The organism is Lelliottia amnigena (genome assembly GCF_019047465.1).
GTDB classification, from domain to species: domain Bacteria; phylum Pseudomonadota; class Gammaproteobacteria; order Enterobacterales; family Enterobacteriaceae; genus Enterobacter; species Enterobacter amnigenus.
This window is the reverse complement of the sequence record NZ_CP077236.1, coordinates 106,281-132,788: the sequence shown is the minus strand read 5'-3', so window position 1 is coordinate 132,788 and position 26,508 is coordinate 106,281. Positions and strand designations below refer to the sequence as shown.

27 protein-coding genes and 1 other annotated feature are annotated in these 26,508 nt (G+C 48.0%); of the genes, 16 read left to right on the top strand and 11 right to left on the bottom strand.

Going from position 1 to position 26,508, the window contains the following annotated elements:
- The first annotated feature begins 262 nt into the window (after positions 1-262).
- The 10 genes from rfbB (at position 263) to ugd (ending at position 11,035) form a co-directional block, all read left to right on the top strand.
- Complete coding sequence (gene rfbB, locus I6L74_RS00650; protein WP_059179554.1) at positions 263-1,348, top strand: dTDP-glucose 4,6-dehydratase; 1,086 nt, start codon at positions 263-265, stop codon at positions 1,346-1,348.
- Positions 1,348-2,247, top strand: a complete 900-nt coding sequence (rfbD, locus tag I6L74_RS00645) for a dTDP-4-dehydrorhamnose reductase (RefSeq protein ID WP_059179555.1) — start codon at positions 1,348-1,350, stop codon at positions 2,245-2,247. Before rfbB ends, rfbD begins: the two co-directional genes overlap by 1 nt.
- Positions 2,248-2,293: 46 nt before the next feature.
- The gene (rfbA, locus tag I6L74_RS00640) at positions 2,294-3,172 is read left to right on the top strand and encodes a glucose-1-phosphate thymidylyltransferase RfbA (RefSeq protein WP_059179802.1); all 879 of its coding nucleotides are present in this window, start codon (positions 2,294-2,296) and stop codon (positions 3,170-3,172) included.
- A gap of 3 nt (positions 3,173-3,175) precedes the next feature.
- Positions 3,176-3,712 (top strand): dTDP-4-dehydrorhamnose 3,5-epimerase, encoded by a 537-nt coding sequence (gene rfbC / locus I6L74_RS00635; protein ID WP_059179556.1) that lies wholly within the window; start codon positions 3,176-3,178, stop codon positions 3,710-3,712.
- Between the two features lie 59 nt (positions 3,713-3,771).
- Entirely contained in the window at positions 3,772-5,013 is a 1,242-nt protein-coding gene (locus tag I6L74_RS00630; RefSeq protein WP_059179557.1) for a flippase, read from the top strand.
- Positions 5,010-5,891, top strand: coding sequence for a glycosyltransferase family 2 protein (locus I6L74_RS00625; RefSeq protein ID WP_059179558.1), 882 nt, complete (start codon positions 5,010-5,012; stop codon positions 5,889-5,891). The genes I6L74_RS00630 and I6L74_RS00625 overlap by 4 nt, the downstream gene beginning before the upstream one ends.
- A 71-nt stretch (positions 5,892-5,962) precedes the next feature.
- Entirely contained in the window at positions 5,963-6,928 is a 966-nt protein-coding gene (locus I6L74_RS00620; protein WP_059179559.1) for an EpsG family protein, read from the top strand.
- 32 nt (positions 6,929-6,960) lie between these two features.
- A complete protein-coding gene (locus I6L74_RS00615; protein ID WP_059179560.1) occupies positions 6,961-8,070 on the top strand; it encodes a glycosyltransferase family 4 protein in 1,110 nt (369 codons plus the stop codon).
- A 138-nt stretch (positions 8,071-8,208) separates the two neighbouring features.
- A complete protein-coding gene (gene gnd / locus I6L74_RS00610; RefSeq protein ID WP_059179561.1) occupies positions 8,209-9,615 on the top strand; it encodes an NADP-dependent phosphogluconate dehydrogenase in 1,407 nt (468 codons plus the stop codon).
- A gap of 253 nt (positions 9,616-9,868) precedes the next feature.
- Positions 9,869-11,035 carry a UDP-glucose 6-dehydrogenase gene (gene ugd / locus I6L74_RS00605; protein WP_059179562.1) on the top strand — a complete coding sequence of 389 codons (1,167 nt, stop codon included), beginning with the start codon at positions 9,869-9,871 and terminating at the stop codon, positions 11,033-11,035.
- Between the two features lie 52 nt (positions 11,036-11,087).
- On the opposite strand, the gene I6L74_RS00600 is transcribed toward ugd, so the two are convergent.
- A complete protein-coding gene (locus tag I6L74_RS00600; RefSeq protein WP_059179563.1) occupies positions 11,088-12,092 on the bottom strand; it encodes an NAD-dependent epimerase in 1,005 nt (334 codons plus the stop codon).
- Positions 12,093-12,284: 192 nt separating this feature from the next.
- Here I6L74_RS00600 and wzzB point away from each other — a divergent pair, with 192 nt between their 5' ends.
- Entirely contained in the window at positions 12,285-13,265 is a 981-nt protein-coding gene (gene wzzB / locus I6L74_RS00595; protein WP_059179564.1) for an LPS O-antigen chain length determinant protein WzzB, read from the top strand.
- A gap of 188 nt (positions 13,266-13,453) precedes the next feature.
- Positions 13,454-13,888, top strand: coding sequence for an IS200/IS605 family transposase (gene tnpA / locus I6L74_RS00590; protein WP_059178301.1), 435 nt, complete (start codon positions 13,454-13,456; stop codon positions 13,886-13,888).
- Positions 13,889-13,958: 70 nt separating this feature from the next.
- On the opposite strand, the gene hisIE is transcribed toward tnpA, so the two are convergent.
- From hisIE to hisL, 9 genes are all read right to left on the bottom strand, one after another.
- On the bottom strand, positions 13,959-14,570 hold the full coding sequence (hisIE, locus tag I6L74_RS00585; RefSeq protein WP_059179565.1) for a bifunctional phosphoribosyl-AMP cyclohydrolase/phosphoribosyl-ATP diphosphatase HisIE: 612 nt from the start codon (positions 14,568-14,570) through the stop codon (positions 13,959-13,961).
- Positions 14,564-15,340 (bottom strand): imidazole glycerol phosphate synthase subunit HisF, encoded by a 777-nt coding sequence (gene hisF, locus I6L74_RS00580; RefSeq protein ID WP_059179566.1) that lies wholly within the window; start codon positions 15,338-15,340, stop codon positions 14,564-14,566. The genes hisIE and hisF overlap by 7 nt, the downstream gene beginning before the upstream one ends.
- The gene (gene hisA, locus I6L74_RS00575; RefSeq protein WP_059179567.1) at positions 15,322-16,059 is read right to left on the bottom strand and encodes a 1-(5-phosphoribosyl)-5-[(5-phosphoribosylamino)methylideneamino]imidazole-4-carboxamide isomerase; all 738 of its coding nucleotides are present in this window, start codon (positions 16,057-16,059) and stop codon (positions 15,322-15,324) included. Before hisA ends, hisF begins: the two co-directional genes overlap by 19 nt.
- The gene (hisH, locus tag I6L74_RS00570; RefSeq protein WP_059179568.1) at positions 16,059-16,649 is read right to left on the bottom strand and encodes an imidazole glycerol phosphate synthase subunit HisH; all 591 of its coding nucleotides are present in this window, start codon (positions 16,647-16,649) and stop codon (positions 16,059-16,061) included. The genes hisA and hisH overlap by 1 nt, the downstream gene beginning before the upstream one ends.
- Positions 16,649-17,716 carry a bifunctional histidinol-phosphatase/imidazoleglycerol-phosphate dehydratase HisB gene (gene hisB, locus I6L74_RS00565; RefSeq protein ID WP_059179569.1) on the bottom strand — a complete coding sequence of 356 codons (1,068 nt, stop codon included), beginning with the start codon at positions 17,714-17,716 and terminating at the stop codon, positions 16,649-16,651. Before hisB ends, hisH begins: the two co-directional genes overlap by 1 nt.
- Positions 17,713-18,774 (bottom strand): histidinol-phosphate transaminase, encoded by a 1,062-nt coding sequence (gene hisC / locus I6L74_RS00560; protein WP_059179570.1) that lies wholly within the window; start codon positions 18,772-18,774, stop codon positions 17,713-17,715. Before hisC ends, hisB begins: the two co-directional genes overlap by 4 nt.
- Positions 18,771-20,075, bottom strand: a complete 1,305-nt coding sequence (hisD, locus tag I6L74_RS00555) for a histidinol dehydrogenase (RefSeq protein WP_059179571.1) — start codon at positions 20,073-20,075, stop codon at positions 18,771-18,773. The genes hisC and hisD overlap by 4 nt, the downstream gene beginning before the upstream one ends.
- A 5-nt stretch (positions 20,076-20,080) precedes the next feature.
- The gene (hisG, locus tag I6L74_RS00550; RefSeq protein WP_059179572.1) at positions 20,081-20,980 is read right to left on the bottom strand and encodes an ATP phosphoribosyltransferase; all 900 of its coding nucleotides are present in this window, start codon (positions 20,978-20,980) and stop codon (positions 20,081-20,083) included.
- A gap of 45 nt (positions 20,981-21,025) precedes the next feature.
- Positions 21,026-21,149, bottom strand: a sequence feature (His leader region).
- Positions 21,125-21,175: a his operon leader peptide gene (hisL, locus tag I6L74_RS00545; RefSeq protein WP_099516347.1), complete on the bottom strand. Its 51-nt coding sequence runs from the start codon at positions 21,173-21,175 to the stop codon at positions 21,125-21,127. Its footprint overlaps the feature before it by 25 nt.
- Before the next feature lie 175 nt (positions 21,176-21,350).
- Here hisL and I6L74_RS00540 point away from each other — a divergent pair, with 175 nt between their 5' ends.
- From I6L74_RS00540 to I6L74_RS00525, 4 genes are all read left to right on the top strand, one after another.
- Positions 21,351-22,175 carry an SDR family oxidoreductase gene (locus tag I6L74_RS00540; RefSeq protein ID WP_059179573.1) on the top strand — a complete coding sequence of 275 codons (825 nt, stop codon included), beginning with the start codon at positions 21,351-21,353 and terminating at the stop codon, positions 22,173-22,175.
- Positions 22,176-22,216: 41 nt separating this feature from the next.
- A complete protein-coding gene (locus I6L74_RS00535) occupies positions 22,217-23,146 on the top strand; it encodes a LysR substrate-binding domain-containing protein (RefSeq protein ID WP_059179574.1) in 930 nt (309 codons plus the stop codon).
- A 220-nt stretch (positions 23,147-23,366) separates the two neighbouring features.
- Positions 23,367-23,429, top strand: a complete 63-nt coding sequence (gene yoeI, locus I6L74_RS21605) for a membrane protein YoeI (protein ID WP_096335045.1) — start codon at positions 23,367-23,369, stop codon at positions 23,427-23,429.
- Positions 23,419-24,780, top strand: coding sequence for an APC family permease (locus I6L74_RS00525; protein ID WP_015959628.1), 1,362 nt, complete (start codon positions 23,419-23,421; stop codon positions 24,778-24,780). The genes yoeI and I6L74_RS00525 overlap by 11 nt, the downstream gene beginning before the upstream one ends.
- Before the next feature lie 98 nt (positions 24,781-24,878).
- On the opposite strand, the gene sbcB is transcribed toward I6L74_RS00525, so the two are convergent.
- Complete coding sequence (sbcB, locus tag I6L74_RS00520) at positions 24,879-26,303, bottom strand: exodeoxyribonuclease I (protein ID WP_059179803.1); 1,425 nt, start codon at positions 26,301-26,303, stop codon at positions 24,879-24,881.
- Positions 26,304-26,508 lie beyond the last annotated feature (205 nt).

The following is a 26,508-nucleotide window of genomic DNA, read 5'->3' as shown; positions in this document are numbered from 1 at the left end:
ATACGAGCCATTTTTATACTATTCGTAAAAAGTTTATACTTGTTTCTGCAGTCAATTAGGACGACAATTAACACCTTTTCCGGTAGTCCAGTGACATGCATTGCCCAGAAACGAACCTGGAAATACACATTTTATAATGCCTTCAGTGCACTGGTAGCTGTTAAGCCAGGGGCGGTAGCGTTCATTTTTCTGTTGCAGTCTCAACAAGGCTGAGAATCAGAGTCTCATTATTTCGATATATCCATTAAACGGAACAGCAAACGTGAAAATTCTTGTTACTGGTGGTGCCGGTTTTATCGGTTCCGCAGTTGTGCGACATATCATTAAAAATACCCAGGACGATGTAGTCAATGTGGATAAATTGACATATGCCGGTAACCTGGAGTCACTTGCAGAAGTCAGTGATAGCGAACGCTATGCGTTTGAACAAGCCGATATTTGTGATAAGACCGCAATGGAGCGTGTTTTTGCCATCCATAAACCTGATGCGGTAATGCATCTCGCAGCAGAAAGCCACGTAGATCGTTCCATTACCGGACCCGCAGCATTCATTGAAACGAATATTGTGGGCACTTACGTTTTGCTGGAAGCGGCTCGCGCATATTGGTCAGGTCTTACTGACGATGCGAAAAAATCATTCCGTTTCCACCATATTTCCACAGATGAGGTGTATGGTGATTTGCCACATCCTGATGAGCATCAGGCATCATCTGAGCTGCCTCTTTTTACCGAAACAACGGCTTACGCACCCAGCAGCCCATATTCTGCATCGAAAGCATCAAGCGATCATCTGGTACGTGCCTGGATGCGTACCTACGGATTCCCGACAATTGTCACGAACTGCTCCAACAACTATGGCCCTTACCATTTCCCGGAAAAACTGATCCCGCTTGTTATTCTTAATGCATTGGACGGTAAAGCTTTGCCAATTTACGGCAAAGGTGATCAGATTCGTGACTGGCTGTATGTCGAAGATCACGCACGTGCGCTTTACTCTGTTGTGACAGAAGGCCAACCGGGTGAAACCTATAACATTGGTGGCCATAATGAGAAGCAGAACCTGGATGTTGTGCACACAATCTGCGATCTGCTTGATGAGATCGTACCTAAAGAAGGGTCATACCGTGAGCAAATCACTTATGTCACAGATCGTCCTGGCCACGATCGCCGCTATGCCATTGATGCTCACAAAATTGGCAAAGAATTAGGCTGGAAGCCAGAAGAAACTTTTGAGAGCGGAATTCGTAAAACGGTTGAATGGTATCTCAGCAATCAAGACTGGGTAAACAATGTTAAAAGTGGTGCCTACAAAAGCTGGATTGAGAAGAATTACGGAGAACGCGAGTAATGAATATTCTGCTTTTCGGTAAGACAGGGCAGGTGGGCTGGGAACTGCAGCGTGCGCTGGCCCCACTCGGCAACCTCATTGCTCTTGATATTCATTCAAAAGATTATTGCGGTGATTTCAGTAATCCGGAAGGAATCGCACAGACCATTCGCGCAATCAAACCTGATGTTATCGTCAATGCGGCCGCGCATACTGCCGTTGATAGAGCAGAGTCTGAACCTGAGTTTGCTCAACTATTGAATGCAACGAGTGTAGAAGTGCTGGCAAAAGAGGCTGCCGCGATCGGAGCTTGGATAGTGCACTATTCAACCGATTATGTTTTCCCAGGCAATGGTGAAACGCCATGGCAGGAAACGGATGAAACCGGGCCTTTAAACGTTTACGGACGTACAAAATTAGACGGTGAGATAGCCCTACAAAAATATTGTGCGAAACATCTGATTTTCCGCACAAGTTGGGTATATGCCGGTAAAGGTAACAACTTCGCGAAGACTATGCTACGTCTTGCAAAAGAACGCAGCGAGCTGTCAGTTATTAGCGATCAGTTCGGTGCCCCAACAGGAGCAGAGCTCCTGGCGGATTGTACTGCACACGCTATTCGCACCGCATTGGTTAATCCCGAAGTTGCTGGGCTGTACCATCTTGTTGCATCCAATACGACAACCTGGCATGACTTTGCGGCATTAGTATTTGAAGAAGCCCGCGCAGCGGGAATCGAACTGATCATTGAGAAATTGCATGCGGTCCCTACTTCAGCTTATGTGACTCCCGCCCAACGTCCGCTTAACTCCCGTTTGAACACCGGGAAATTTCAACGCAACTTTGGCCTGGTGCTGCCCTCCTGGGAAGTTGGCGTGAAGCGAATGCTTGCAGAGCTTTTTACTGCTCAAAACTTCTAATAATGAATGACCTAATAGGGTCATTCTGTATTGATAGAGAAAAATGATGACAACGCGTAAAGGTATTATTCTTGCTGGTGGTTCTGGCACTCGTCTATATCCGGTAACCATGGCTGTGAGTAAACAGTTATTACCGATTTATGATAAACCAATGATCTATTACCCATTGTCCACGCTAATGTTGGCTGGTATCAAAGACATTCTTATCATCAGTACGCCTCAAGATACACCGCGATTTGAACAATTGCTTGGCGACGGAAGCCAGTGGGGCTTGAATCTACAATATAAAGTCCAGGCAAGCCCCGATGGACTGGCACAAGCTTTTATTATTGGTGAGGAATTTATTGGTGAAGATAGTTGTGCGCTTGTACTGGGCGACAATATTTTCTATGGTCATGATTTACCAAAACAGCTTGAAGCAGCCCTGAATAAAGATGCAGGAGCAACCGTATTTGCTTACCACGTTAATGATCCTGAACGTTATGGTGTTGTTGAATTTGATAAGAATGGCACAGCAGTTAGTCTTGAAGAAAAGCCACTTGAACCAAAAAGCAATTATGCTGTAACTGGGCTTTATTTCTACGATAATGATGTTGTGGAAATGGCTAAACAACTTAAACCCTCTGCACGTGGTGAGTTAGAAATTACTGATATTAACCGTATCTACATGGAACAGGGGAGAATGTCCGTCGCTATGATGGGGCGTGGGTACGCCTGGCTAGATACTGGTACGCATCAAAGCATGATCGAAGCAAGTAATTTTATTGCAACTATCGAAGAGCGTCAGGGATTAAAAGTATCTTGCCCAGAAGAAATTGCTTATCGCAAAGGATTTATAGATGCGGAGCAAGTGAAGAAATTAGCCGAGCCCCTGAAAAAAAATGCGTATGGGCAATATCTTCTAAAGATGATCAAAGGTTATTAAGTAATGAAAGTAATTAAAACTGAAATTCCTGATGTGCTCATTTTTGAACCCAAGGTATTTGGAGATGAACGCGGGTTTTTCTTTGAAAGCTTTAATCATCAAACTTTCGAAGAGGCAGTAAAACGCAAGATTGAATTCGTTCAGGACAACCATTCAAAGTCAACTAAAGGTGTCCTTCGAGGGTTACACTATCAATTGGCGCCCTATGAACAAGGAAAGTTAGTACGTTGTGTCGTTGGTGAAGTATTTGATGTTGCAGTTGATATTCGCAAATCTTCTCCAACATACGGTAAGTGGGTTGGAGCCTTCCTCTCAGCAGAAAACAAACGTCAACTTTGGATACCTGAAGGCTTTGCCCATGGTTTTCTGGTCACAAGTGAAGTGGCCGAATTCGTCTATAAAACAACTAATTACTATCATCCTGAAAGCGATCGTGGGCTTAAATGGAATGACGCTACGCTGAAAATTGAATGGCCTCTGGATATGGAGCCACGACTTTCTCCGAAAGATGCGGAACAGCCAAGTTTTATAACTTACTAGTCCTTTATAAATAAACCCACAAGATTTTCTTGTGGGCTATAATTCCTTGATGAATTAATATGTTTAAATCCTTTAACGATGTGCCCATCAAATCTATAGTACATCTTTTTATGGTAAGAGGAAGTCTGTATCTCTTCCCCTTCATTACACTTCCAATCATAACACGAAGTCTTGGTGTTACTCAGTTCGGCATCCTCTCGCTTTTTTTAGCTGGCCAACAATATCTTATTATGCTGATTGAGTATGGTTTCACATTAACGGGAGCTCGAGATATTTCTCGAACAACTGAGAAAAAAGAAGAAACTAAAATACTCGGTGAAATTTTAGTTTGTAGAAGTCTTATATTTTTAGCAAGTTCCGTATTTATTGCATGTTCTTATTATTTTTTAACAGACTATGGTTATGCTGGGTGTTATCTTATTTTATTGATTGCTGTGCTGAGTTCTGTATTTAATCAGACGCATTTTTTCATAGGAAAGGAAAGAACAGGTTTTATCGTTATATCAACAGCCATAACAAGAATTATATCAATCCTAATCGTCGTTTTATTTGTGAGAACAAAGAGCGATATTTACATTGCAATGATGGCTTATTCATTAAATGTAGCATTGCCAAATATATTATCATTAATATATTTGCGCATGCATCTTGGTTATAAATTTATAAATCAAATGTCGCGCGCTGATGTTTATGAACGTTTTAAAAGTGGGTTCGATATCTTTATATCGAACGTATTTACAAATATTTATAGCACATTAACGCTCATATATCTTGGCTCAACCCGAGGACCAACAGAAACGGGTTATTATTCAAGTGCGGATAAATTGAAATCAGCGGCTCAGGGCTTTCTCTCTCCTGTGGCGCAGGCGTTTTTCCCAAGAGTATCGAAAAAAAGTGGCGCTGAATTTTATAAGCTTTGGCTTAAATCAACATTCATAATCGTTTCAATCGCTATCTGTATTGTTATTGGCTTATTGGGATTTAGTGAACTCATATACAATATATTCTTAGGGAAGCAATACATTGCTGGGTTACCAATTTATTATATTTTGTCAATAAGCATTATATCAATATCCTTCGGGATAACATATGCCCAAAATCTTTATTTGACGCAAGGTAAAACAAGGCTTCTTAGGAAGATTTACTTTGTTGTCTCAATACTACATTTGATCCATATGCCTATACTTGTACATTATTATGGGGCTATAGGTGCTGCGTTATCAGTATTAATTACTGAATCACTTGCATCATTACTCATGTTTATATTTAGAAAAAAATGCTATACATGGAGTCAAAGTTGAACATTTATGCAATAATTATAACATTTAATCCTTCATTGGACTCTTTTAGTAAAAATTTGCTTTCAATTCAAGAGCAGGTGCAAAAGGTCATCGTTGTCGATAATAGTAATGATGCAACCATCCAGAATGAGTTGAAAGAGTATTTGAGCACCGTCGAAAAAGTTGACCTTATTCAGCCTAAAGAAAACCTGGGAATCGCCTACGCTCAGAACATAGGTTTTGTACATGCATTAAAGACGGGTGCAAACTATGTTATTACGTTTGATCAAGATTCATCTGTAGAACATGGATTAGTTAAGGCGTTATACGAAGAATATCATTCTATCCAGCAAAACACATCGGTAAAGATAGCATGTATTGGTCCTTCGGTTATTAATGAAAGGAATAATGTACGTTACGAAAAATACTTTAAAAACAGCACGAAAATAGATGAAGCAACTTTTAGTGTGAAATCCATAATATCCTCGGGTTCTCTTTATAACATTGATGTTTTTTCAGCTATCGGATTTAATAAAGCAGAATGGTTCATTGATTCAATAGACATCGAGTGGTGCTATCGTGCCCGATATCTCGGCTACCATGTCTTAATGACAACACGCGTTGCAATGAAACATAACCTGGGAGCAAAGGATGTAAGCTTACTTGCAGGAAAGTCTATCAATGTAGGTTCTCCATTCAGGCTTTATTTTGTCTATCGTAACTGGATTTTTTCTCTTCGCGAGCCACAGTTTGAATTAAGATATAAATTAAAACTTCTGGTAATGATGCCAATTAAGTTTTTGATTTTTTCAAACATAGCACCTAGGAAGTCTAGAGCAATGCACATGCTTAAAGGTATCAAAGATGGTATTTTGAAAAGACATTCCTTCCTAAAATAAAATTTTCGTGCAACGACAGTTAAAGTTTTTTAATAAATAGCTGTCTTTCTGCATTTTTTAGGAGACAAATTTTGGCCGAAAAATATTTTAAGTCCTATCTTATTTTTATATTTCTAACAACAGTATCGATTTTCATCGGTATGCGAGTGTTAGGTCAAGATAGCGATTTTTTATCATATTCAAATTTTTATGATAGTTTAAGTAGTGGATTTTCATATTCGGATACGCGCTATGAGTTGGGTTTTGTTGGTGTGTCGTATATATTCCATAATATATTTCACGCCAACATTTATGTAATGTTGTTCTTTTTGGCATTTATCTCACTTTTAATAAAAGAGTATTTATTTTTCAAAGCAAGAGATGCCATGCTTATGACAGTAATTTATATCCTAAGTATGGGATTACTTCATGAGATGACCCAAATAAGAGTTGCTTTAGCTGTTAGTATTGTATTGTTGAGTTTATATTATAAATCTAATAATAAATTTTATGTTTCATTACTTTCATTTGCCATTTCTGTAATGTTTCATTATTCCATGCTTTTTTTCCTTATCGCTTTTTTGATACCGAATGACTGGCTTACAAAAAATAAGATAAATATACCTGTCATCTTCATGTACGCATTTGCAACCGGATTACTTCTCTTTTTTACGAAGGACTTGCTCCTAAATCATATTACCATGTTACAGGTTTATGCTAGCCGAGCGGATGAAGAAACCTTTAATTTCATATCTGTAAGATTTATTGGTCTATTTTTACCATTGCTAATTGGAATGTTTACATTTGATCAATTAAATGCTTTTCAAAAAAGGTGCTTCATTATTTCCTTTGCTGCTTTTATGATTTCAGTTCCGGCTTCATTTATCCCAACTTTAGCTAGCCGGTTATTTGAGTTAGGATGGGTTTGTTTCTACTTTTGGGTTTCGGGTATAAATTCTGTCTATAAGAGACACATATCCATTTTGTCATTGGTTGCAGTTAGCTTATATTTTGCAATTAGAAATATCTATTTGGCACCAATATTTATTACTCAATAATAAAATGTAATTACTGAAGTAATGAGGAAGTAATGAAGGTATTGTTTGTTATAACTAAAGCCGATGAAATCGGTGGGGCACAGATTCACATTCGTGATCTATCTACTCGTCTGATTAAAGATGGATGTGACGTCGAGGTAATTGTTGGGGAAGAGGGTGCATTGGTTTCTGAGTTAACTAGCAGAAATATTCCCGTCCATATTGTTCCAACGTTAGTGCGAAATATAGATCCTATTAAAGATTTTAAGGCCATACTGTCAATACGATCTTTAATTAAAGAATTGAAACCGAATTTGATATCACTGCACTCATCAAAAGCAGGCATTGTCGGACGTCTTGCTGCGGCGTTTACGAAAGTGCCTGTAATATTCACTGCTCATGGCTGGGCTTTTGCGAATGGTGTAGGGAAAAAACAGCAAAAGTTTTATGTATTCATTGAGAGAATGATGGCGCCGTTGGCGAAGAAAATAATTACTGTTTCGAAACAAGATAAAGAATTAGCCCTTAAATATAATGTGGCTTCAAATGAGAAACAGGTCGTCATACACAACGGTATGCCAGAATTGGATTTAAATCCTACAGACAAAATTCGGGCTGATGGTAAAACTGTCAATATGATTTCAGTTGCACGTTTTTCAGAGCAAAAAGATCATAAAACTATGTTTCTCGCTTTATCTGAATTAACCGATCTGGATTGGCGGCTACAATTAGTTGGCAAAGGACCATTGTTGGAACACTACCAACAGCTGGCTGCGCAACTTGGTATACTTAAGCGAATCGAATTTCTGGGTGAGCGTCATGATGTCGCGCAGCTTTTAAGTAATAGCGATGTTTTTCTTCTCATATCTAACTGGGAAGGTTTCCCGAGAAGTATTCTCGAAGCAATGCGTGCTGGCATTTCTGTCATTGCCTCTGATGTGGGCGGTTCTTCTGAATCAATCATTAATAATGAAACGGGTTTCCTTATCAAGCGCGGTGATGTAAGGATGCTTAAAGATAAAATACGATATTTGATTGAAAATCCTAACCTCCGTGAACAATTCGGAGCAGCCGGTTATGCGCGTTATAAAGCAAATTTTACATTCGAAGCGATGTATACCAAAACAAAAGCGCTTTATGCCTCTCTTCTGACTCCTCACTGACTCGGTCTTCTATAAAAGTACATTCTGATAATGATCCAAGCATCTTCAGCTACCCACGCTGTATGAACCTGAGTTAACATCAAAGATACATTCAAGCCGCGCATAAGTCGCGGTGACCACACCTGACAGGAGTATGTAATGTCCAAGCAACAGATCGGCGTTGTCGGTATGGCAGTGATGGGGCGCAACCTGGCGCTCAACATCGAAAGCCGCGGTTATACCGTCTCCGTTTTCAACCGCTCCCGCGATAAAACCGAAGAAGTCATCGCTGAAAATCCGGGCAAGAAGCTTGTTCCTTTTTACACGGTCCAGGAATTTGTTGAATCCCTGGAAACACCACGTCGTATCCTGTTAATGGTGAAAGCAGGCGCTGGCACTGATGCTGCTATCGATTCCCTGAAGCCGTACCTGGATAAAGGCGACATCATTATTGATGGCGGTAATACCTTCTTCCACGACACTATCCGTCGTAATCGCGAACTGTCTGCTGAAGGCTTCAACTTCATCGGTACGGGTGTGTCCGGTGGCGAAGAGGGCGCTCTGAAGGGCCCATCCATCATGCCTGGCGGTCAGAAAGAAGCGTATGAATTAGTTGCGCCAATCCTGACGAAAATCGCTGCTGTCGCGGAAGATGGCGAACCGTGCGTAACCTACATTGGTCCAGACGGTGCGGGTCATTACGTTAAAATGGTCCATAACGGCATTGAATACGGCGACATGCAGCTGATTGCAGAAGCCTATGCTCTGTTGAAAGGCGGCCTGAATCTTTCTAACGAAGAGCTAGCGCAGACGTTCACTGAGTGGAACAATGGCGAGCTAAGCAGCTACCTGATCGATATCACCAAAGACATCTTCACTAAGAAGGACGAAGACGGAATCTACCTGGTTGACGTTATCCTGGATGAAGCTGCTAACAAAGGTACCGGTAAATGGACCAGCCAGAGCTCTCTGGATCTCGGTGAGCCACTGTCTCTGATTACTGAATCCGTGTTCGCACGCTATATCTCTTCCTTGAAAGAGCAGCGTGTTGCAGCATCTAAAGTGCTGTCTGGCCCGCAGGCGAAGCCTGCTGGTGATAAAGCTGAATTCATCGAGAAAGTCCGTCGCGCACTGTATCTGGGCAAATTGGTTTCTTATGCTCAGGGCTTCTCACAATTGCGTGCCGCTTCCGATGAGAACAACTGGGATCTGAATTACGGTGAGATCGCGAAGATCTTCCGTGCGGGCTGCATCATTCGTGCCCAGTTCCTGCAGAAAATCACCGATGCTTATGCGGAAAATGCGAATATCGCCAACTTGTTGCTGGCTCCGTACTTCAAAAAGATCGCTGATGACTATCAGCAAGCGCTGCGTGATGTTGTTGCCTATGCGATTCAGAACGGCATTCCTGTTCCGACCTTCTCTGCAGCTGTTGCCTATTACGATAGCTATCGTTCAGCCGTGCTGCCAGCCAACTTGATTCAGGCGCAGCGTGACTACTTCGGTGCGCACACATACAAACGCACTGACAAAGAAGGTGTGTTCCACACCGAATGGCTGGATTAATCTGATTTAATTGAGTCCCAAAGCATAGCCCGGTGATAATTTCCGGGCTTTTTTATGGCGTTAATGCCCTTATTTCGCTGCGTTATCCCCTTTCACTGCATTTTCTCAAAACAGAATGCTGTTTTTTCACACATTAATTCAAAGGGCTTTGCCTTGACAGCAGATAAACATAAGAGGTAAAAACCTCAACAGTTGTTTATTGTGGCGGTGCTGTTAATGCCTCCTGAAACTCATACTTGAAGAAGTTGAAAGAATGAAAATTACAATCTCCGGTACAGGCTATGTTGGTCTTTCTAACGGTATTTTGATCGCGCAGAACCATGAAGTGGTCGCATTGGATATCGTGCAGGCTAAAGTGGATATGCTTAACCAGAAGATCTCTCCTATTGTTGACAAAGAGATCGAGGATTATCTGGCGAATAAACCGCTTAATTTCCGCGCTACGACCGATAAAGAAGACGCATACCGCGGCGCAGATTATGTGATTATCGCTACGCCAACTGATTACGATGCAAAGACAAACTACTTCAACACGTCCAGCGTAGAAGCCGTCATCAACGATGTGACTGCGATTAACCCTAATGCCGTGATGATTATCAAATCGACCATTCCAGTGGGCTTTACCCAGTCCATCAAGGAAAAATTAGGCATTGATAACGTCATCTTCTCACCCGAGTTTTTGCGTGAAGGCAAAGCGTTGTACGACAATCTGCATCCATCGCGCATTGTCATTGGTGAACGTTCTGAACGTGCCGAGCGTTTTGCAGCGCTATTGCAGGAAGGGGCTATTAAGAAAAACATTGATGTGCTCTTCACAGATGCGACAGAAGCCGAGGCGATAAAACTGTTCGCTAATACCTATCTGGCGATGCGCGTGGCGTACTTCAACGAGCTGGATAGCTATGCGGAAAGCCTGGGACTAAACACCCGTCAGATCATCGAAGGGGTCTGCCTGGATCCTCGCATCGGCAATCACTATAACAACCCTTCCTTCGGCTATGGCGGTTACTGCCTGCCAAAAGATACCAAACAGTTGCTGGCGAACTATCAGGCGGTGCCAAACAATCTGATTTCAGCGATTGTTGATGCTAACCGTACGCGTAAAGATTTTATCTCTGACTCTATTCTGGCGCGACAGCCTAAAGTCGTTGGGGTTTATCGCCTGATTATGAAGAGTGGTTCGGATAACTTCCGCGCCTCTTCAATTCAAGGGATTATGAAGCGTATTAAGGCAAAAGGCGTTCAGGTCATTATTTATGAACCGGCGATGAAAGAAGATGAATTCTTCCACTCGCGCGTCATCCGTGATCTGGATGCCTTCAAAAAAGAAGCCGATGTCATTATCTCTAACCGTATGGCGGAGGAGTTAGCAGACGTCGCGGATAAAGTGTATACACGCGATCTTTTCGGAAGCGATTAAGTCACTTATTTAGCGTGTAAAAAAGCCCGGCATTGCCGGGCTTTTTGTTTTATTACACCTTGTAAAAATTACGGTACCAGTCCACGAAATTCTTCACACCGTCTTTGACGGTCGTTTGCGGCTTGAAGCCGATCACTTCAAACAGTGCTTTGGTGTCTGCGCTGGTTTCCAGAACATCACCTGGCTGGATAGGCATCATATTTTTCTGCGCTTCTTTGCCCAGCGCTTCTTCTAGTGCGGTGATGTAATCCATCAGTTCGACAGGGGAACTGTTGCCGATATTATAGACGCGATACGGAGCTGAACTTGTGGCAGGCGATCCGGTTTCGACAGTCCATTCCGTATCGGCCTGCGGAATAACATCCTGCAAACGAATGATGGCTTCGGCAATATCATCAATATAGGTGAAGTCGCGCTTCATCTTGCCGTAGTTATAGACATCGATACTATTACCTTCGATCATCGCCTTTGTGAACTTGAACAGGGCCATATCCGGGCGACCCCATGGGCCATATACCGTAAAGAAGCGCAGCCCAGTCGTTGGCAAGTTATAAAGATGGGAATAAGTATGCGACATCAACTCGTTGGCTTTTTTGGTCGCTGCATACAGTGACACTGGGTGATCCACTGAGTCATCGGTAGAGAAGGGCATCTTGCGATTAAGGCCATAAACCGAGCTGGAGGAGGCATAAAGCAGGTGTTGAACCTGATTATGTCGACACCCTTCAAGCACGTTCAGATGACCAATGAGGTTAGCATCCGCATAAGCGTGCGGATTCTCCAGTGAATAACGTACGCCAGCTTGAGCCGCCAGATGGATGACGCGGTCAAATTTCTCGTTGGCAAACAGTGCTGCCATTCCTTCACGATCGGCCAGATCAAGCTTATGGAAAGTGAAGTTCTCAGATGTCAGCAGATTCAATCGGGCTTCTTTCAGACTGACATCGTAGTAATCATTAAGATTATCAATCCCGACAACCTGATGACCTGCGTCCAGAAGGCGTCCGCTAACATGGAAGCCGATAAAGCCTGCTGCACCGGTGACCAGAAATTTCATATTCATCCTCTGTATTAACATATAACGCTATTCGTATAGCATAAACCGTTAAGCGTCATCATACTCCTAAGCCGGAAGTAAGCAAAACTTCGCCAGTCAGCAGATAACTCACAGGATTCTTATAGAAAATTTGCCAACAAGCGATACACTAGCTAAATATTATTTTTGCGTAGATATTTCGTTAAGGATTATATGTCCCAGAACAGCAATAATGAGGTCAGAAGTCAAAATGACCCAGAACAGATAGATTTGATTGATTTGGTGATGCAACTATGGCGTGGGAAGTGGACAATTGCTGCATTTGTGGTAGTCGCGATAGTGTTTGCCGGTGTATACATCAGCACTGCCAAAGAGAAATGGACTTCTAGTGCGATTATCACTCAGCCAGATGCTGCACAGATTGTTACCTATACCAACGCCCTTAACATTCTTTATGGCTCCTCTGCTCCAACCATGTTGGATACACAACTCCGTGTTGTTGGACGTTTTAATTCTGCTTTCTCTGCGTTAGCGCAGTCGCTAGATAATCAGGAAGCTCCCGAAAAATTAACCATTGATGCGGCTGTTAAAGGCCAGCCATTGCCTCTGAGCGTCTCCTACGTTGGCGAGTCTGCTGAAGCTGCGCAGAAACAATTGGCACAGTATATTCAACAGGTTGACGAGCAGACGGCTAAAGAGCTTGATGTTGACCTTAAAGACAATATTAAGCAGCAAATCAAAACCCTGAATGATTCTCTGGAAAACCAGGAAAAAGTGGCTCAGGAACAAAAAGACCTGCGAATCAAACAAATCGCCGAGGCGGTGAAGTTCGCTCAGGCGGCGAAAATCACCGCACCGCAAATCCAACAAACGCAGGACGTCACGCAGGACACCATGTTCCTGCTGGGTAGCGAAGCGCTGAATTCCATGATTCAGAATGAGTCAACCCGTCCACTGGTTTTCTCCCCCGCTTATTATCAGACAAAACAAAACTTGCTGGATATCCAAAATCTGAACGTTGACCCGGCAACTATCCATGCCTATCGCTATGTAATGAAACCGGATCTACCTATTCGCCGCGACAGTCCGAAAAAAGGTATTACATTAATTCTGGCCATACTGTTGGGCGGCATTATCGGTGCTGGTGTGGTGCTGGGTCGTAATGCGTTACGCAACTACACACCAAAGCATTAAGTCAGTTTCTCTCGATAAAAAGAGAAAGGCATAAAAGAGAAGACCGGGTTTCCCCGGTCTTTTTTTATTGTCACCCCTAAACCACCTCCTAGGGAGGTGGTGATTGATCCTGTAAGGCTATAGCCTGAAGAATGCCCATGCCGGAATATCTCTGCTTACTCACCACAAGTAAAAGGAGACAAACCGACATGGGGCTTTACAGGAGTTCATCACATGTATATTGGCGTTGCAAATACCACATAGTGTGGACGCCAAAGTACCGTTTCAGGATCCTGAAAGATAAGCCTGGCAAGGAACTGTATAGGACGATCTATATTCTCTGTGGAATAAAAGATTGTGAGGTCCTTGAGCTAAATATTCAGCCAGATCATGTACATCTTGTCGTAATCGTTCCACCCAAAATCTCAATATCCACTCTGATGGGGCATCTGAAAGGGCGTAGTGCAATCAGGCTCTACAACCGTTTTCCACACATCAGGAAAAAATTATGGGGAAACCATTTTTGGTCCCGTGGGTATTTTGTCGATACGGTTGGGGTGAATGAAGAAATTATCAGACGATACGTGCGGCATCAGGAGAAAACGGAACAAACGCATGAACAGCAGATGGAATTGCTAGAGTAGGAACAGAAGGTGATAATCGCCCCCCTTACAGGGGGCATTCTCAAAAGCCACCTTCTAAGAAGGTGGTCTTTTACTTGTGTCGCTGGCGTAAATTCTCAATGACAGCCGTTAAATCCAGCTCCTGATCCTGCAACAGGACGAGCAGGTGATACATCAAATCAGAGGCTTCGTTTTTTAACTCTTCGCGGTCGTTGACCGTTGCCGCCAGTGCGGTTTCAACGCCTTCTTCGCCCACTTTCTGCGCAATACGTTTGGTGCCGCTGGCATACAGTTTCGCCGTATATGAGCTGTCCGGATCGGCCGTTTTGCGCTTAGCCAACAGTTGCTCAAGCTGATAGAGGAACAGCCACTGGTGGCTGGCATCGCCAAAGCAGCTGCTGGTCCCCAGATGACAGGTTGGGCCAACAGGGTTAGCCAACACCAGCAACGTATCGTTATCGCAATCGGGAGTCACACTGACCACGTTCAGAAAATTACCGGAGCTTTCACCCTTGGTCCAAAGACGCTGTTTAGTGCGTGAGAAAAAGGTCACTTTCTTGCTGTCGAGTGTTTGCGCTAATGCCTCCTGGTTCATGTAACCCAGCATCAGCACTTCGCCAGACACCGCGTGTTGCACAACCACCGGCAATAATCCGTCAGTTTTTTCCCAGTCCAGTTGCGCCCGTTGTTGTTCAGTTAACATAACCTAATCTCCACGCCCTGGCCGGCCAGGTACGTTTTTAACTCACCAATATTGATAATCTGTTTGTGGAATACCGATGCGGCTAACGCGCCGTCAACATCCGCATCGCGGAAGGCTTCGAGAAAATGCTCCATGGTTCCCGCGCCGCCGGAGGCGATCATTGGCACATGGCACACGGCCCGCACTTTCTTGAGCTGCTCCAGATCATAGCCGTTACGCACACCATCCTGGTTCATCATATTCAGGACGATTTCGCCCGCGCCGCGTTTTTGCACTTCCTGTACCCAATCCAGGGTTTCCCACTGCGTCACGCGAGTACGGCTTTCATCGCCCGTGTATTGGTTAACGTGGTACTTACCGGTGACGTCGTCATACCAGGTATCAATCCCCACGACGATACACTGCACGCCGAAGCGCTCCGCAAGACGTGTGATCAGTTCCGGGTCTGCCAGAGCAGGGGAGTTGATGGAAATCTTATCAGCCCCAAACGACAGGATTTTTGCCGCGTCGTCCGCAGACTTGATTCCGCCAGCGACGCAGAAGGGAATATCAATCACTTCGGCAACGCGTGCAACCCAGCTTTTATCAACCACACGGCCATCGCTTGATGCGGTGATATCGTAAAACACCAGCTCATCTGCACCTTCTTCGGCATAACGTTTTGCCAGCGGCACGATATCGCCAATGATTTCGTGATTGCGAAACTGTACGCCTTTCACTACCTGACCGTCGCGCACGTCAAGACAGGGGATTATCCGTTTTGCCAGCATTGAATTGCCTCCGTCACAGTAAACTTTTCTTCCAGTAAGGCACGCCCAACGATTACCCCACGTACGCCTGTTCCACGCAATGCAGCGATATCGGCTAAATCACCGATTCCACCCGATGACTGGAAAGCCACCTGCGGGTAACGCGCGCAGACCTCTTCGTACAATGAAACATTCGATCCCGCCAGCGTGCCGTCGCGGGAAATATCCGTGCACAGCACATGCTTCAGTCCGACGGGCAGATAGATTTCAACCAGTTCTTCCAGCGTCACGCCGGAGTTTTCCTGCCAGCCGCTGACCGCGACCTGCTTGTTCCCATGGTCGTCGATACGCACGTCGAGCGCGAGTACCAGCGCATCCGCGCCAAAACGACGGAACCAGCCTTTGACCATTTCAGGATCGTTGACCGCCGTAGATCCCACCACCACGCGTGCGACGCCGGCCTCAAGCAGTGCAGCAACATCCTCTTCAGTGCGCACGCCGCCGCCAACCTGCACGGGAACGTTAACACCTGAAACGAGCGATTTTAATAACGTAATCTGGCGTTTGGCTGGGTCTTTCGCGCCGGTCAGATCCACCAGATGTAAGACTTCTGCGCCCTGCGCCGCATAATCCTGCAAGCGTGGGAGCGGGTCGTTTCCGTAATCGCGCTGCTGGCCGTAATCCCCCTGATGGAGGCGAACCACCGTGCCGTCAATTAAATCCAGTGCGGGAATAATCATCACATCTCCAGGAAGTTTTTGAGCAACTGCGCCCCTGCGGCGCCGGAGCGCTCCGGGTGAAACTGCACGCCAAAGAAATTATCTTTGTTTACGGCGGCGGTAAAAGGCTCGCCATAATGGCATTGCGCAATGGTCCAGGTGTTCACCGGCATCGCGTAGCTATGGACGAAATAGAAATATGCGCCATCTTCGATACCCCGGAACAAACGGTCACCCGCTTTTGGGTAGACGCGGTTCCAGCCCATGTGCGGGAGCGGCAGACCAAAGTCGGTCATCTTTGGTACGTCTTCTTCGATGATACCCAGCATATCCACGCCGTGACTCTCTTCACTGCGACGGCCAAGAAGCTGCATGCCCAGGCAAATCCCCAGCACGGGCTGGGTGCAGGCTTTGATCAGGTCCACTAATTCGCGTTCGTGGATCTGATCCATTGCCGCCTGAGCGGTGCCCACGCCTGGCAGGAAAAGTTTGTCCGCCCGCAACACCAGGTCAGGATCGCGGCTGACCACCGGCTCGTAGCCGTGACGCGCAATGGCCGATGTGACGGAATTCAGATTGGCGCAGCCCGTGTCCAGAATCACCACGTTCATCACAGCACTCCTTTAGAAGAAGGCAGCGTGTCACCGTCGACACGAATGGCCTGACGCAGCGTACGACCGAAGACTTTGAACAAGCTTTCCACGCGGTGGTGATCGTTCTTACCTTTTGTTTTCAGGTGCAGCGTCACGCCCATGGTGTAGGAGAGGGAGCGGAAGAAGTGTTCAACCATTTCGGTGCTCAAATCGCCCACGCGCTGATAGGTAAAATCAGCTTTATATTCCAGGTGCGGGCGACCGGAAATGTCCAGCGCACAGCGTGCCAGACACTCATCCATCGGCAGGACAAAGCCGAAACGGTTGATGCCGCGCTTATCACCCAGCGCCAGTTTCAACGCTTCACCCAGAGCCAGGCCGGTATCTTCAACGGTGTGGTGATCGTCGATATACAGATCGCCTTTCACATTGATCTCCATACGGAAACCACCGTGAGTGCAAATTTGATCCAGCATGTGGTCGAAGAAACCCACACCCGTGTGAATCTTGCTGCCGCCTTCGCGATCCAGCCAGACCTTAACGTCGATTTGCGTCTCTTTGGTGTTGCGCTCGACGTGTGAGTAGCGGTCGCGTTTCGTCAGCTTTTCGCCAATCATCGCCCAGTTCAGTTCGGAGCGGTTAAAGCGCAGACCTTGAATGCCCATATTATCGGCCAGCTCAATATCCGTCGCGCGGTCGCCAATCACGTAACTGTTCGCACGGTCCAGAGCATCTTCAGCCAGATAGCGTTCAACCAACTTCACTTTAGGTTTGCGGCAATCGCAATTCTCCGCCGGCAGGTGCGGGCAAATCAGCACCTCATCAAACGTCACACCCTGAGAGGAGAGGATCTGCATCATCAGGTTATGTGGCCCGTCGAAATCTGCCTGCGGGAAACTGTCAGTGCCCAGTCCGTCCTGATTAGTGATCATCACCAGCTTAAATCCGGCTTTCTGCAAATTAAGCAGAACCGGAATAACATCCGCCTCAAAAGCCAGTTTGTCGAAACGGTCGACCTGATAATCACTTGGCGGCTCGGAAATGATCGTGCCGTCACGATCGATAAAGAGGGTCTTCTGGCTCATTCTTGCTCCGCTTTAAGGGCGTCAATGACGCGCTGGCTCTCTTCCCGCGTGCCCACGGTGATGCGTAAACAGCCGCTCAGGGAAGGTTGTTTGTTTTGGTCTCGTAAGATAATGCCCTGATCCCACAAAGATTTAAATACAGCGCTGGACGCGGTAAATCGCGCCAGGATGTAATTGGTTTCAGAGTCGAACACCTGCTCAACGCAGGGGATATCTTTCAGGGCGTTCACCAGATATTGACGCTCCACGAGGATTTGCGCCACGCGTTCGCGCATGGCATTGATGCCTTGAGGCGTCAGTGCCTGTGCAGCAATATCTGCCACCGGTGTGGAAAGAGGATACGGCGCAATAACCTTCATCAGCAGGTCGATTACCTCTTTATTAGCAAGCGTAAAGCCGCAGCGTAAACCCGCCAGCGCGAAGGCTTTTGACAGGGTGCGTAACACGACCAGATGCGGATACTCTTCCAGCCAGCCACTCAGCGTGGCCTGCGGGCAAAATTCGATATAGGCTTCATCGGCGACAACCAACGCTTTGCCGCGGGTCATTTCCAGCAGGGTACGGACATCCTGAGGGTTGATGATCTGCCCGGTCGGGTTATTAGGGCTGCAAACAAAAACGACTTTCACGCCGTCGAGATTGTCGGCAATTGCAGGCAAATCAAGCTGCCAGTCGTCGAGTGACAGAACGTTGCGGCACGCTACGCCAAAGGTTTCCGCGCTGACGCTGTACATGCCGTAAGTCGGTTGGCAATACAGCACAGCGTCTTTGCCCGGCTCGCAGAACGCGCGGATCAGCAGTTCAATCCCTTCGTCAGCACCACGACTCACCAGCACCTGCTCAGGTTTTACGCCAGCGTACTGGGCATAATTTTCGATAACCGCTTTTGGCTGGCACTCTGGGTAGCGGTTCAGCGTCTGCTGTGAAAGGTCGAACGTTACCGCCGTTGGGAATTCATTGGCGTTGAGCCATACATCGCCGTTACCGCCCAGGCGGCGAGCAGATTGATAAGGTGTCAGTCTGCGAACGTTGTCACGGGCTAATTCTTCAATGCTCATGCTTGCTCCTTCAGGGCTGCAACACGCAGCGTCACGGCGTTTTTGTGGGCAGTGAGGCGTTCGGCTGCCGCCAGCGTTTCAATGGTAGAGGCAAGCGCCGCAAACCCTTCTCGGGACAGCTCTTGCACGGTCATACGCTTCTGGAAATCAGCCAGCCCAAGGCTTGAACAGGTAGATGTGTAGCCGTAAGTCGGCAGCACATGGTTAGTGCCCGAGGCGTAATCCCCTGCGGACTCGGGCGACCAGTCGCCGAGAAACACAGAGCCGGCGCTGGTGATGCTGTCTACCAGGTCGCGAGCGTTGCGGGTCTGAATAATGAGGTGTTCCGGACCGTACTGGTTAGAAATGGCAATACATTGCTCCAGATCTTTCGCCACGATCAGGCGGCTGGCCGACAATGCCTGGCGCGCCGTTTCGGCACGGGGCAGGTCAGCAAGCTGGCGTTCAACGGCCTCGCCGACGCGCGTGGCCATAGAGGCATCCGGCGTCAGCAAAATCACCTGAGAATCGGGGCCGTGTTCCGCCTGTGACAGCAAGTCGGAGGCGACGAAATCAGGCGTTGCGCCACTGTCTGCAATCACTAACACTTCCGACGGACCCGCTGGCATATCGATGGCTGCGCCGTCTAAACGCTGGCTGACCTGGCGTTTCGCTTCAGTCACGAACGCGTTACCCGGTCCAAAAATCTTACCGACTTTCGGCACTGACTCTGTGCCAAACGCCAGGGCGGAGATAGCCTGTGCACCACCGACTTTAAACACGTCTTTCACGCCGCACAGTTTGGCCGCATAAAGAATCTCATCAGCAATTGGCGGCGGCGAGCAGAGCACCACTTTTTGACAACCCGCGATCCGCGCAGGCGTAGCCAGCATCAGCACGGTGGAAAACAGCGGCGCTGAGCCGCCCGGGATATACAGCCCGACCGAGGCAATCGGGCGCGTGACCTGCTGGCAACGCACGCCGGGCAGCGTTTCGATATCGACGGTCTGCAGTTTTTGCGCGGTGTGGAAGGTGTCAATATTTTTCACCGCCACCGCCATGGCCTGCTTAATCTCATCGCCGAGGCGTTCACAGGCCGCGTCGATTTCCTGTTCGGTGACCTTAAGCGCACCGACCTCGGTTTTATCAAATTTTGCGCTGTATTCGCGCAGCGCGTCGTCGCCGCGTGCTTTAACGCTATCCATAATCTCTGCGACGGTGCGAGTAATACTTTCTGAGGCAGAAATGGCCGGGCGCATCAGCAGATCGCGCTGCTGCTCGTCATTACAGCTGTTCCAGTCGATGATTGTGTTAAAGCTCATGGCGGTCACTCCATCATCTTCTCAATTGGCAGCACCAGAATGGAGCTTGCACCCAGTGCTTTCAGCTTTTCCATGGTTTCCCAGAACAGCGTTTCGCTGCTCACCATGTGCATCGCTACGCGCTGCTGATCGCCCGCCAGCGGCAGAATGGTTGGGCGTTCCGCACCTGGCAGCAGGGCAATCACTTCGTCCAGGCGCTCGGTCGGTGCATGCATCATGATGTATTTGGATTCGCGTGCCTGAATCACGCCCTGAATACGGGTCAGCAGGCGGTCAATCAGCTGTTGCTTGGCTTCCGGCATCTCGCCATCGCGCTGAATAAGACAGGCTTTTGAGCGGAACATCACTTCGACTTCACGCAGACCGTTAGCTTCGAGCGTCGCGCCGGTAGACACTAAATCGCAAATGGCGTCGGCCAGTCCCGCACGCGGGGCGACTTCAACAGAACCGTTCAACAGACAGGATTTAAACTGCACGCCTTTCTGATCGAGATAGCGTTTCAGCAGGTGAGGATACGAGGTCGCAATACGTTTACCGTTCAGTCCAGCAGGGCCGTCCCAGGCTTCATCGGCAGGCGTCGCCAGCGACAGGCGGCAACCGCCGAAATCCAGACGACGCAGAGTGAAATAACGTGGGTCTTCGCCCTGCGCGCGACGGGTTAGCAACTCTTCTTCCAGCACGTTTTCACCGATAATACCGAGGTCAACGACGCCGTCCATCACCAGGCCCGGGATGTCGTCATCACGTACGCGCAGGATATCAATCGGCATATTTTCAGCCAGAGCGATGAGACGCTGAGTGTGCAGGTTGATTTTAATCCCGCAACGCGCCAGCAATTCGCGTGAATCGTCGCTCAGGCGGCCTGATTTTTGAATAGCTATGCGTAAACGTGTGTTGTCTAACATTCTGTTGTCCTCGTTATCTTGTTTTAATCTGTCTGAATACGATCCAAAAAAAAGCCCCCGGAAGATGATCTTCCGGGGGCTCTCTCTTGCGTTCTCGCACCACTGGAAGATCTGAACGTCTTCCAGCACACATCGCCTGAAAGACTAGTCAGGATGATGGTGATGATGGTGGTTTTTAAATGGAACGCGTGTCATATAAATTCTCTTTGAATGCTTATGCATCTGATGTCATTTAACGTAAACCACATTCACTGTTCAACGCAAGGGCTTTTTTTAATCATTAATTCATTTCATATTGATGCTATGAATTGTCAGTTCCGCAGCGCTGGCGTAGCCTTAAGTCAGACGCGTGAATGCGAGGAGAAAACGTATGAAAAAGATCGCCATTGTCGGTTTAGGATGGCTGGGCATGCCGTTAGCGATGTCGTTAACGGCAAGAGGCTGGCAAGTGACCGGCAGTAAAACGACGCTGGATGGCGTCGAAGCGGCCCGGATGTCGGGAATCGACAGCGTCGAGCTTCGCCTTGAGCCGGAACTGGTTTGTGACGCCGACGATCTGGATACGCTGATGAATGTCGATGCTCTGGTAATCACGCTTCCGGCTCGTCGCAGCGGTGATGGGGAAGGGTTCTACCTCCAGGCGATGCAGGAAATTGTCGACAGCGCGCTGGCGCATCATATCCCGCGCATTATTTTCACCAGCTCGACGTCGGTCTATGGCGATGTCGAAGGTACCGTCAAGGAAAACACCGAACGTCAACCGGTCACGGCCAGCGGTCGCGTGCTGAAAGAGCTGGAAGACTGGTTGCATAATTTACCGGGTACGCAGGTGGATATTTTACGTCTCGCGGGCCTGGTTGGTCCGGAACGTCATCCGGGACGTTTTTTTGCCGGTAAAACGGCTCCAAACGGCCAGCACGGCGTCAATCTTGTCCATCTTGAAGACGTTATCGGCGCAATTACCTTGCTTTTACAGGCTCCGAAAGGCGGACACATCTATAATATATGTGCGCCATCTCATCCGGCGCGAAGTACGTTTTATCCCGTGATGGCCCGTCAGCTTGGGCTTGAGCCGCCGCAATTTCGCGACGCATCTGGGGAAGGGCAAGGCAAATTGATTGATGGCAATCGTATTTGTCGTGAACTGGGATTTGAATATCAATATCCCGATCCGCTGGTGATGCCAATGGAATAACGCCGCCAGCGGATTCGCTCGCACACCGCAAGGGGGCGAACATGAAACCGCTGCTGGATGTTCTGATTATCCTCGATGCGCTTGAAAAAGAGGGAAGCTTTGCCGCCGCGTCGGCAAAGCTCTTCAAAACGCCCTCGGCCCTCAGTTATACCGTCCATAAACTCGAAAGCGATCTCAATATCCAATTGCTCGATCGCACGGGTCACCGCGCCCGCTTCACGCGAACCGGACAAATGTTGCTAGAGAAAGGGCGCGAAGTCCTTCACACCGTACGGGAGCTCGAAAAGCAGGCCGTGAAGCTGCACCAGGGCTGGGAAAATGAGCTGGTGATTGGGGTTGATGACACCTTTCCCTTCTCGTTACTCACGCCGTTAATTGAGGCTTTTTATCAGCGTCATAGCGTTACCCGACTTAAATTTATCAACGGCGTGCTGGGCGGTTCCTGGGAAGCGTTAACCCAGGGGCGGGCGGATATTATCGTCGGCGCGCTGCATGAGCCGCCGCAGTCGAGCGAATTTGGTTTTGCGCGCCTGGGCGTCCTTGAGCAAGTTTTCGTTGTGGCAACGCATCATCCGCTAGCCGGGGAACCTGAGCCCATCTCGCGTCGGGTGATCAAAGGCTGCAGGGCGATTGTTGTCGGGGACAGTTCGTTACCCGAATGCGCTGTTTCGTCGCAACTGCTCGACGATCAGGAGGCGATAACCGTATTTGATTTTAAAACCAAGCTGGAACTGCAAATTAGCGGGCTGGGTTGCGGATATTTGCCGCGTTATCTGGCGCAGCGGTTTATTGAAACCGGCGCGCTGGTTGAGAAACAAGTCATGGCGCAAAATCACAGCGAATCGGTCTGGGTAGGCTGGAATGAGCAAACCGCAGGCCTCGCCAGCGCGTGGTGGCGGGATGAGATTTTAGCAAATAGTGCTATCGCTGCCGTTTACACTTCGCCCGAGGGCGGGATATCAAGTGCTTAGTGAAAAGAAAAGTCCAATCAGCATATGAATCTATTGCCTTTTATCCCAAAGATGGGGCAAAATGCGCCGCTGCAAAAAATTAGAATAATCGACGATATAAAAGGCGTCGGTTATTTTTTTTTGCATGTATCAAAACGCCATTTAAAACCAAGAGGCCGGGCTTCGTACCGGATAGATACTTACAAAAACCGACAGTTGTTGTCGCTGAGGAATTCAGAAAATGGGGCAATCATTTGCTTACGCGCTGGCTCTCACCGTAATGGGGAATAACCATGTCGCTTAACGCTACTCCACAAACCTCTCGCGTGGAATTACGTAAGACACTTACGTTGATTCCGGTTGTCATGATGGGCCTTGCCTATATGCAGCCGATGACGCTGTTCGATACGTTTGGTATCGTCTCAGGCCTCACAGACGGTCACGTTGCAACGGCATATGCCTTTGCGCTGGTCGCTATTCTCTTTACGGCGTTGAGCTACGGTAAACTGGTTCGCCGTTTCCCGTCCGCTGGCTCTGCGTACACCTATGCTCAGAAATCCATTAGCCCGGCTGTTGGCTTTATGGTGGGCTGGTCATCTCTGCTGGACTATCTGTTCATGCCGATGATCAACATTCTGCTGGCAAAAATTTACTTCGAAGCGCTGGTGCCTTCTGTGCCATCGTGGCTCTTTGTTGTCGCGCTGGTGGCCTTTATGACCATCTCAAACCTGCGCAGCATTAAGACCGTCGCCAACTTCAATACGCTGATCGTTATCCTGCAGATGGGTATCGTGGCGGTTATCGTCGGTCTGATTGTCTACGGTGTCGCGCACGGTGAAGGTGCCGGTACGCTGACCAGCACCCGTCCATTCTGGTCTGAAGGTGCGCACGTTGTGCCGATGATTACCGGTGCAACCATTCTGTGCTTCTCGTTCCTGGGCTTTGACGGGATCTCTTCTCTGTCTGAAGAGACCAAAGACGCTGAGCGCGTGATTCCTCGTGCAATCCTTTTGACCGCGCTTTTGGGTGGCATGGTCTTCATCGGCGCGTCTTACTTCCTGCAGCTGTACTTCCCGGATATCTCTCGCTTTAAAGATCCGGATGCATCACAGCCAGAAATTATGCTCTACGTTGCCGGTAAAACCTTCCAGTGGGGCGTGCTGATCTTCTCAAGCGTCACCGTGCTGGCATCCGGTATGGCTGCTCACGCAGGCGTTTCGCGTCTGATGTACGTGATGGGTCGCGACGGTGTGTTCCCAACGCGCTTCTTCGGTTATATTCATCCGAAATGGCGTACCCCAGCGTGGAACGTGCTGCTGGTCGGTGCGATCGCGTTGTTGGCGATTAAATTCGACCTGGTAACAGCAACGGCGCTGATTAACTTCGGTGCGCTGGTGGCGTTCACCTTTGTTAACCTCTCCGTAATCTCGCAGTTCTGGATCCGTGAGAAGCGCAACAAAACGCTGAAAGACCACTTTAACTACCTGGTCTTGCCGCTGTGTGGCGCAATGACCGTTGGCGCGCTGTGGATTAACCTCGAAGAAAGCTCAATGATTCTGGGTCTCATCTGGGGTGGTATCGGTCTGGTTTACCTGGCGTGCGTGACGAAAAGCTTCCGCAACCCGGTGCCACAGTACGAAGATATCGCGCAGTAATGAGCATTTGCTGAAAAAAAACCGGAGATAATGTCTCCGGTTTTTTTATGCCTGAAAGCCGTTCAGTTTGCCAATATCCCTCAAGCAGATGGGCACCCTTAAACGATTTCTTGCGCGTACTGATACAGCGCTTTCAACAGATTCTGTTTCTCCGCATCGCCTTCATACTGCGTAAAGAGCATTTCCAGTTCTTGCGCATAACGTTGTAAATACTCCGGCGTAAAGACGTTGCGGCGATGCTGTAACCAGCGCTCTTGCTCACTCTCGTCCAGCGTACCGGGGAAGTTGCGCGCCCGGTAGTTAAACATCAGCTTCTCAATACGCTTATCCGCGAACGTGATGTCCAGGGCTGGTAAATTGCGCGGATCGGTTTGCAGGACGATATTCATCGCGGCTCTGTCAGCATCGCTGAAAAAGCCGTTGTAGAGCTGCGCATCAACATTATCAGACGGAACAAACGGTTCAGCTTCGGCAAAAATCGCCACCACTTTATCGCGAACCTGTGGGTTATCGCGCAGGACTTTGAGATTATCCAGACACTGCTGGCGGTTAATCCCCAGCCGCTCTGCATCTTCCGGACGCAACGTATTCGCCTGTGCCAGCACGGGACATTTATTGATATGCACCAGCTTAACCGGAACCGCCGCGTCAACACCCAGCTCACTTTTAGGGGTGTATAAACGCTCGCGAAGGGCATCGCTGTCCAGCTCAAGCAGCGGCGTAATGTCACCGGCCAGATCGACCATAATCACCGCGTTACGGTTATCAGGATGCCACGCCAGCGGAGCGACCCAGCTCGTATTCCCGCGCCAGGCACCGAACATACCGGAAATATGCACAAGTGGCTTCATCTGCGGGACGTCAATGAGCGTCATCAGTTTCTGTTTATTACGGTGACTCAGCAGATACTCAAACAGTTTGGGTTGCGCACTTTTGACGCGCTTTGCCATCTCGATGGTGGCGTAAACGTCCGCCATGGCGTCATGCGCATTGCTGTGTTCGATCCCGTTGGCGCGGGTCAAATGTTCTAAACGGAAGCTTGGTAGCCCGTCTTCATTTTCTGGCCAGTTGATTCCTTCCGGGCGCAGCGCATAACACGCGCGCATCACGTCCAGTAAATCCCAGCGTGAATTACGGTTTTGCCAGCTCCAGGCATAGGGATCGTAGAAATTGCGATACAGGACGTTGCGCGTGACTTCATCATCGAAGCGAATATTGTTATAGCCCACCACACAGGTATTCGGCACGGTAAACAGTGCGTGAATGCGGCGGGCAAATTCCGCTTCATTTACGCCTTTCTCACGTGCTTCCTGCGGGGTAATTCCTGTGACCATCACGGCACCAGGCTGCGGCAGGTAATCATCGGCAGGTTTGCAGTAAAAAACCTCCGGTTCACCAATGATTGTGAAATCAGCGTCAGTGCGGATCGCCGCGAACTGCGAAGGTCGGTCCAGCGATGGGCTGGTACCAAAGGTTTCGTAATCGTGGAAGAGAAAAGTGGGAAGCGCGGCGGAATCTGACACCAGTAATACCATCCTGTTAAAAAGTTGCTTCGCTATGGTAAACCATCAGGGTCATCAGACAGAACAAAAAGCACGTTTATCTCGAAGATTTGCGAGCATGCTTCCACTCCAAACATTGCTGTCCGTCACATTTTTTTGCAATTTAATCAGGTAACGGCATGAGATTTTCCGTAAAAAGGGCAACGATTTTTAATGACTGAGGATA

Excerpts from the sequence above, each read along its gene's own strand:
- rfbD (WP_059179555.1), top strand. The coding sequence starts at position 1,348 with ATGAATATTCTGCTTTTCGGTAAGACAGGGCAGGTGGGCTGGGAACTG.
- rfbA (WP_059179802.1), top strand. The coding sequence starts at position 2,294 with ATGACAACGCGTAAAGGTATTATTCTTGCTGGTGGTTCTGGCACTCGT.
- rfbC (WP_059179556.1), top strand. The coding sequence starts at position 3,176 with ATGAAAGTAATTAAAACTGAAATTCCTGATGTGCTCATTTTTGAACCC.
- I6L74_RS00630 (WP_059179557.1), top strand. The coding sequence starts at position 3,772 with ATGTTTAAATCCTTTAACGATGTGCCCATCAAATCTATAGTACATCTT.
- I6L74_RS00615 (WP_059179560.1), top strand. The coding sequence starts at position 6,961 with ATGAAGGTATTGTTTGTTATAACTAAAGCCGATGAAATCGGTGGGGCA.
- gnd (WP_059179561.1), top strand. The coding sequence starts at position 8,209 with ATGTCCAAGCAACAGATCGGCGTTGTCGGTATGGCAGTGATGGGGCGC.
- ugd (WP_059179562.1), top strand. The coding sequence starts at position 9,869 with ATGAAAATTACAATCTCCGGTACAGGCTATGTTGGTCTTTCTAACGGT.
- I6L74_RS00600 (WP_059179563.1), bottom strand. The coding sequence starts at position 12,092 with ATGAAATTTCTGGTCACCGGTGCAGCAGGCTTTATCGGCTTCCATGTT.
- wzzB (WP_059179564.1), top strand. The coding sequence starts at position 12,285 with ATGTCCCAGAACAGCAATAATGAGGTCAGAAGTCAAAATGACCCAGAA.
- tnpA (WP_059178301.1), top strand. The coding sequence starts at position 13,454 with ATGGGGCTTTACAGGAGTTCATCACATGTATATTGGCGTTGCAAATAC.
- hisIE (WP_059179565.1), bottom strand. The coding sequence starts at position 14,570 with ATGTTAACTGAACAACAACGGGCGCAACTGGACTGGGAAAAAACTGAC.
- hisF (WP_059179566.1), bottom strand. The coding sequence starts at position 15,340 with ATGCTGGCAAAACGGATAATCCCCTGTCTTGACGTGCGCGACGGTCAG.
- hisA (WP_059179567.1), bottom strand. The coding sequence starts at position 16,059 with ATGATTATTCCCGCACTGGATTTAATTGACGGCACGGTGGTTCGCCTC.
- hisH (WP_059179568.1), bottom strand. The coding sequence starts at position 16,649 with ATGAACGTGGTGATTCTGGACACGGGCTGCGCCAATCTGAATTCCGTC.
- hisB (WP_059179569.1), bottom strand. The coding sequence starts at position 17,716 with ATGAGCCAGAAGACCCTCTTTATCGATCGTGACGGCACGATCATTTCC.
- hisC (WP_059179570.1), bottom strand. The coding sequence starts at position 18,774 with ATGAGCATTGAAGAATTAGCCCGTGACAACGTTCGCAGACTGACACCT.
- hisD (WP_059179571.1), bottom strand. The coding sequence starts at position 20,075 with ATGAGCTTTAACACAATCATCGACTGGAACAGCTGTAATGACGAGCAG.
- hisG (WP_059179572.1), bottom strand. The coding sequence starts at position 20,980 with ATGTTAGACAACACACGTTTACGCATAGCTATTCAAAAATCAGGCCGC.
- I6L74_RS00540 (WP_059179573.1), top strand. The coding sequence starts at position 21,351 with ATGAAAAAGATCGCCATTGTCGGTTTAGGATGGCTGGGCATGCCGTTA.
- I6L74_RS00535 (WP_059179574.1), top strand. The coding sequence starts at position 22,217 with ATGAAACCGCTGCTGGATGTTCTGATTATCCTCGATGCGCTTGAAAAA.
- I6L74_RS00525 (WP_015959628.1), top strand. The coding sequence starts at position 23,419 with ATGTCGCTTAACGCTACTCCACAAACCTCTCGCGTGGAATTACGTAAG.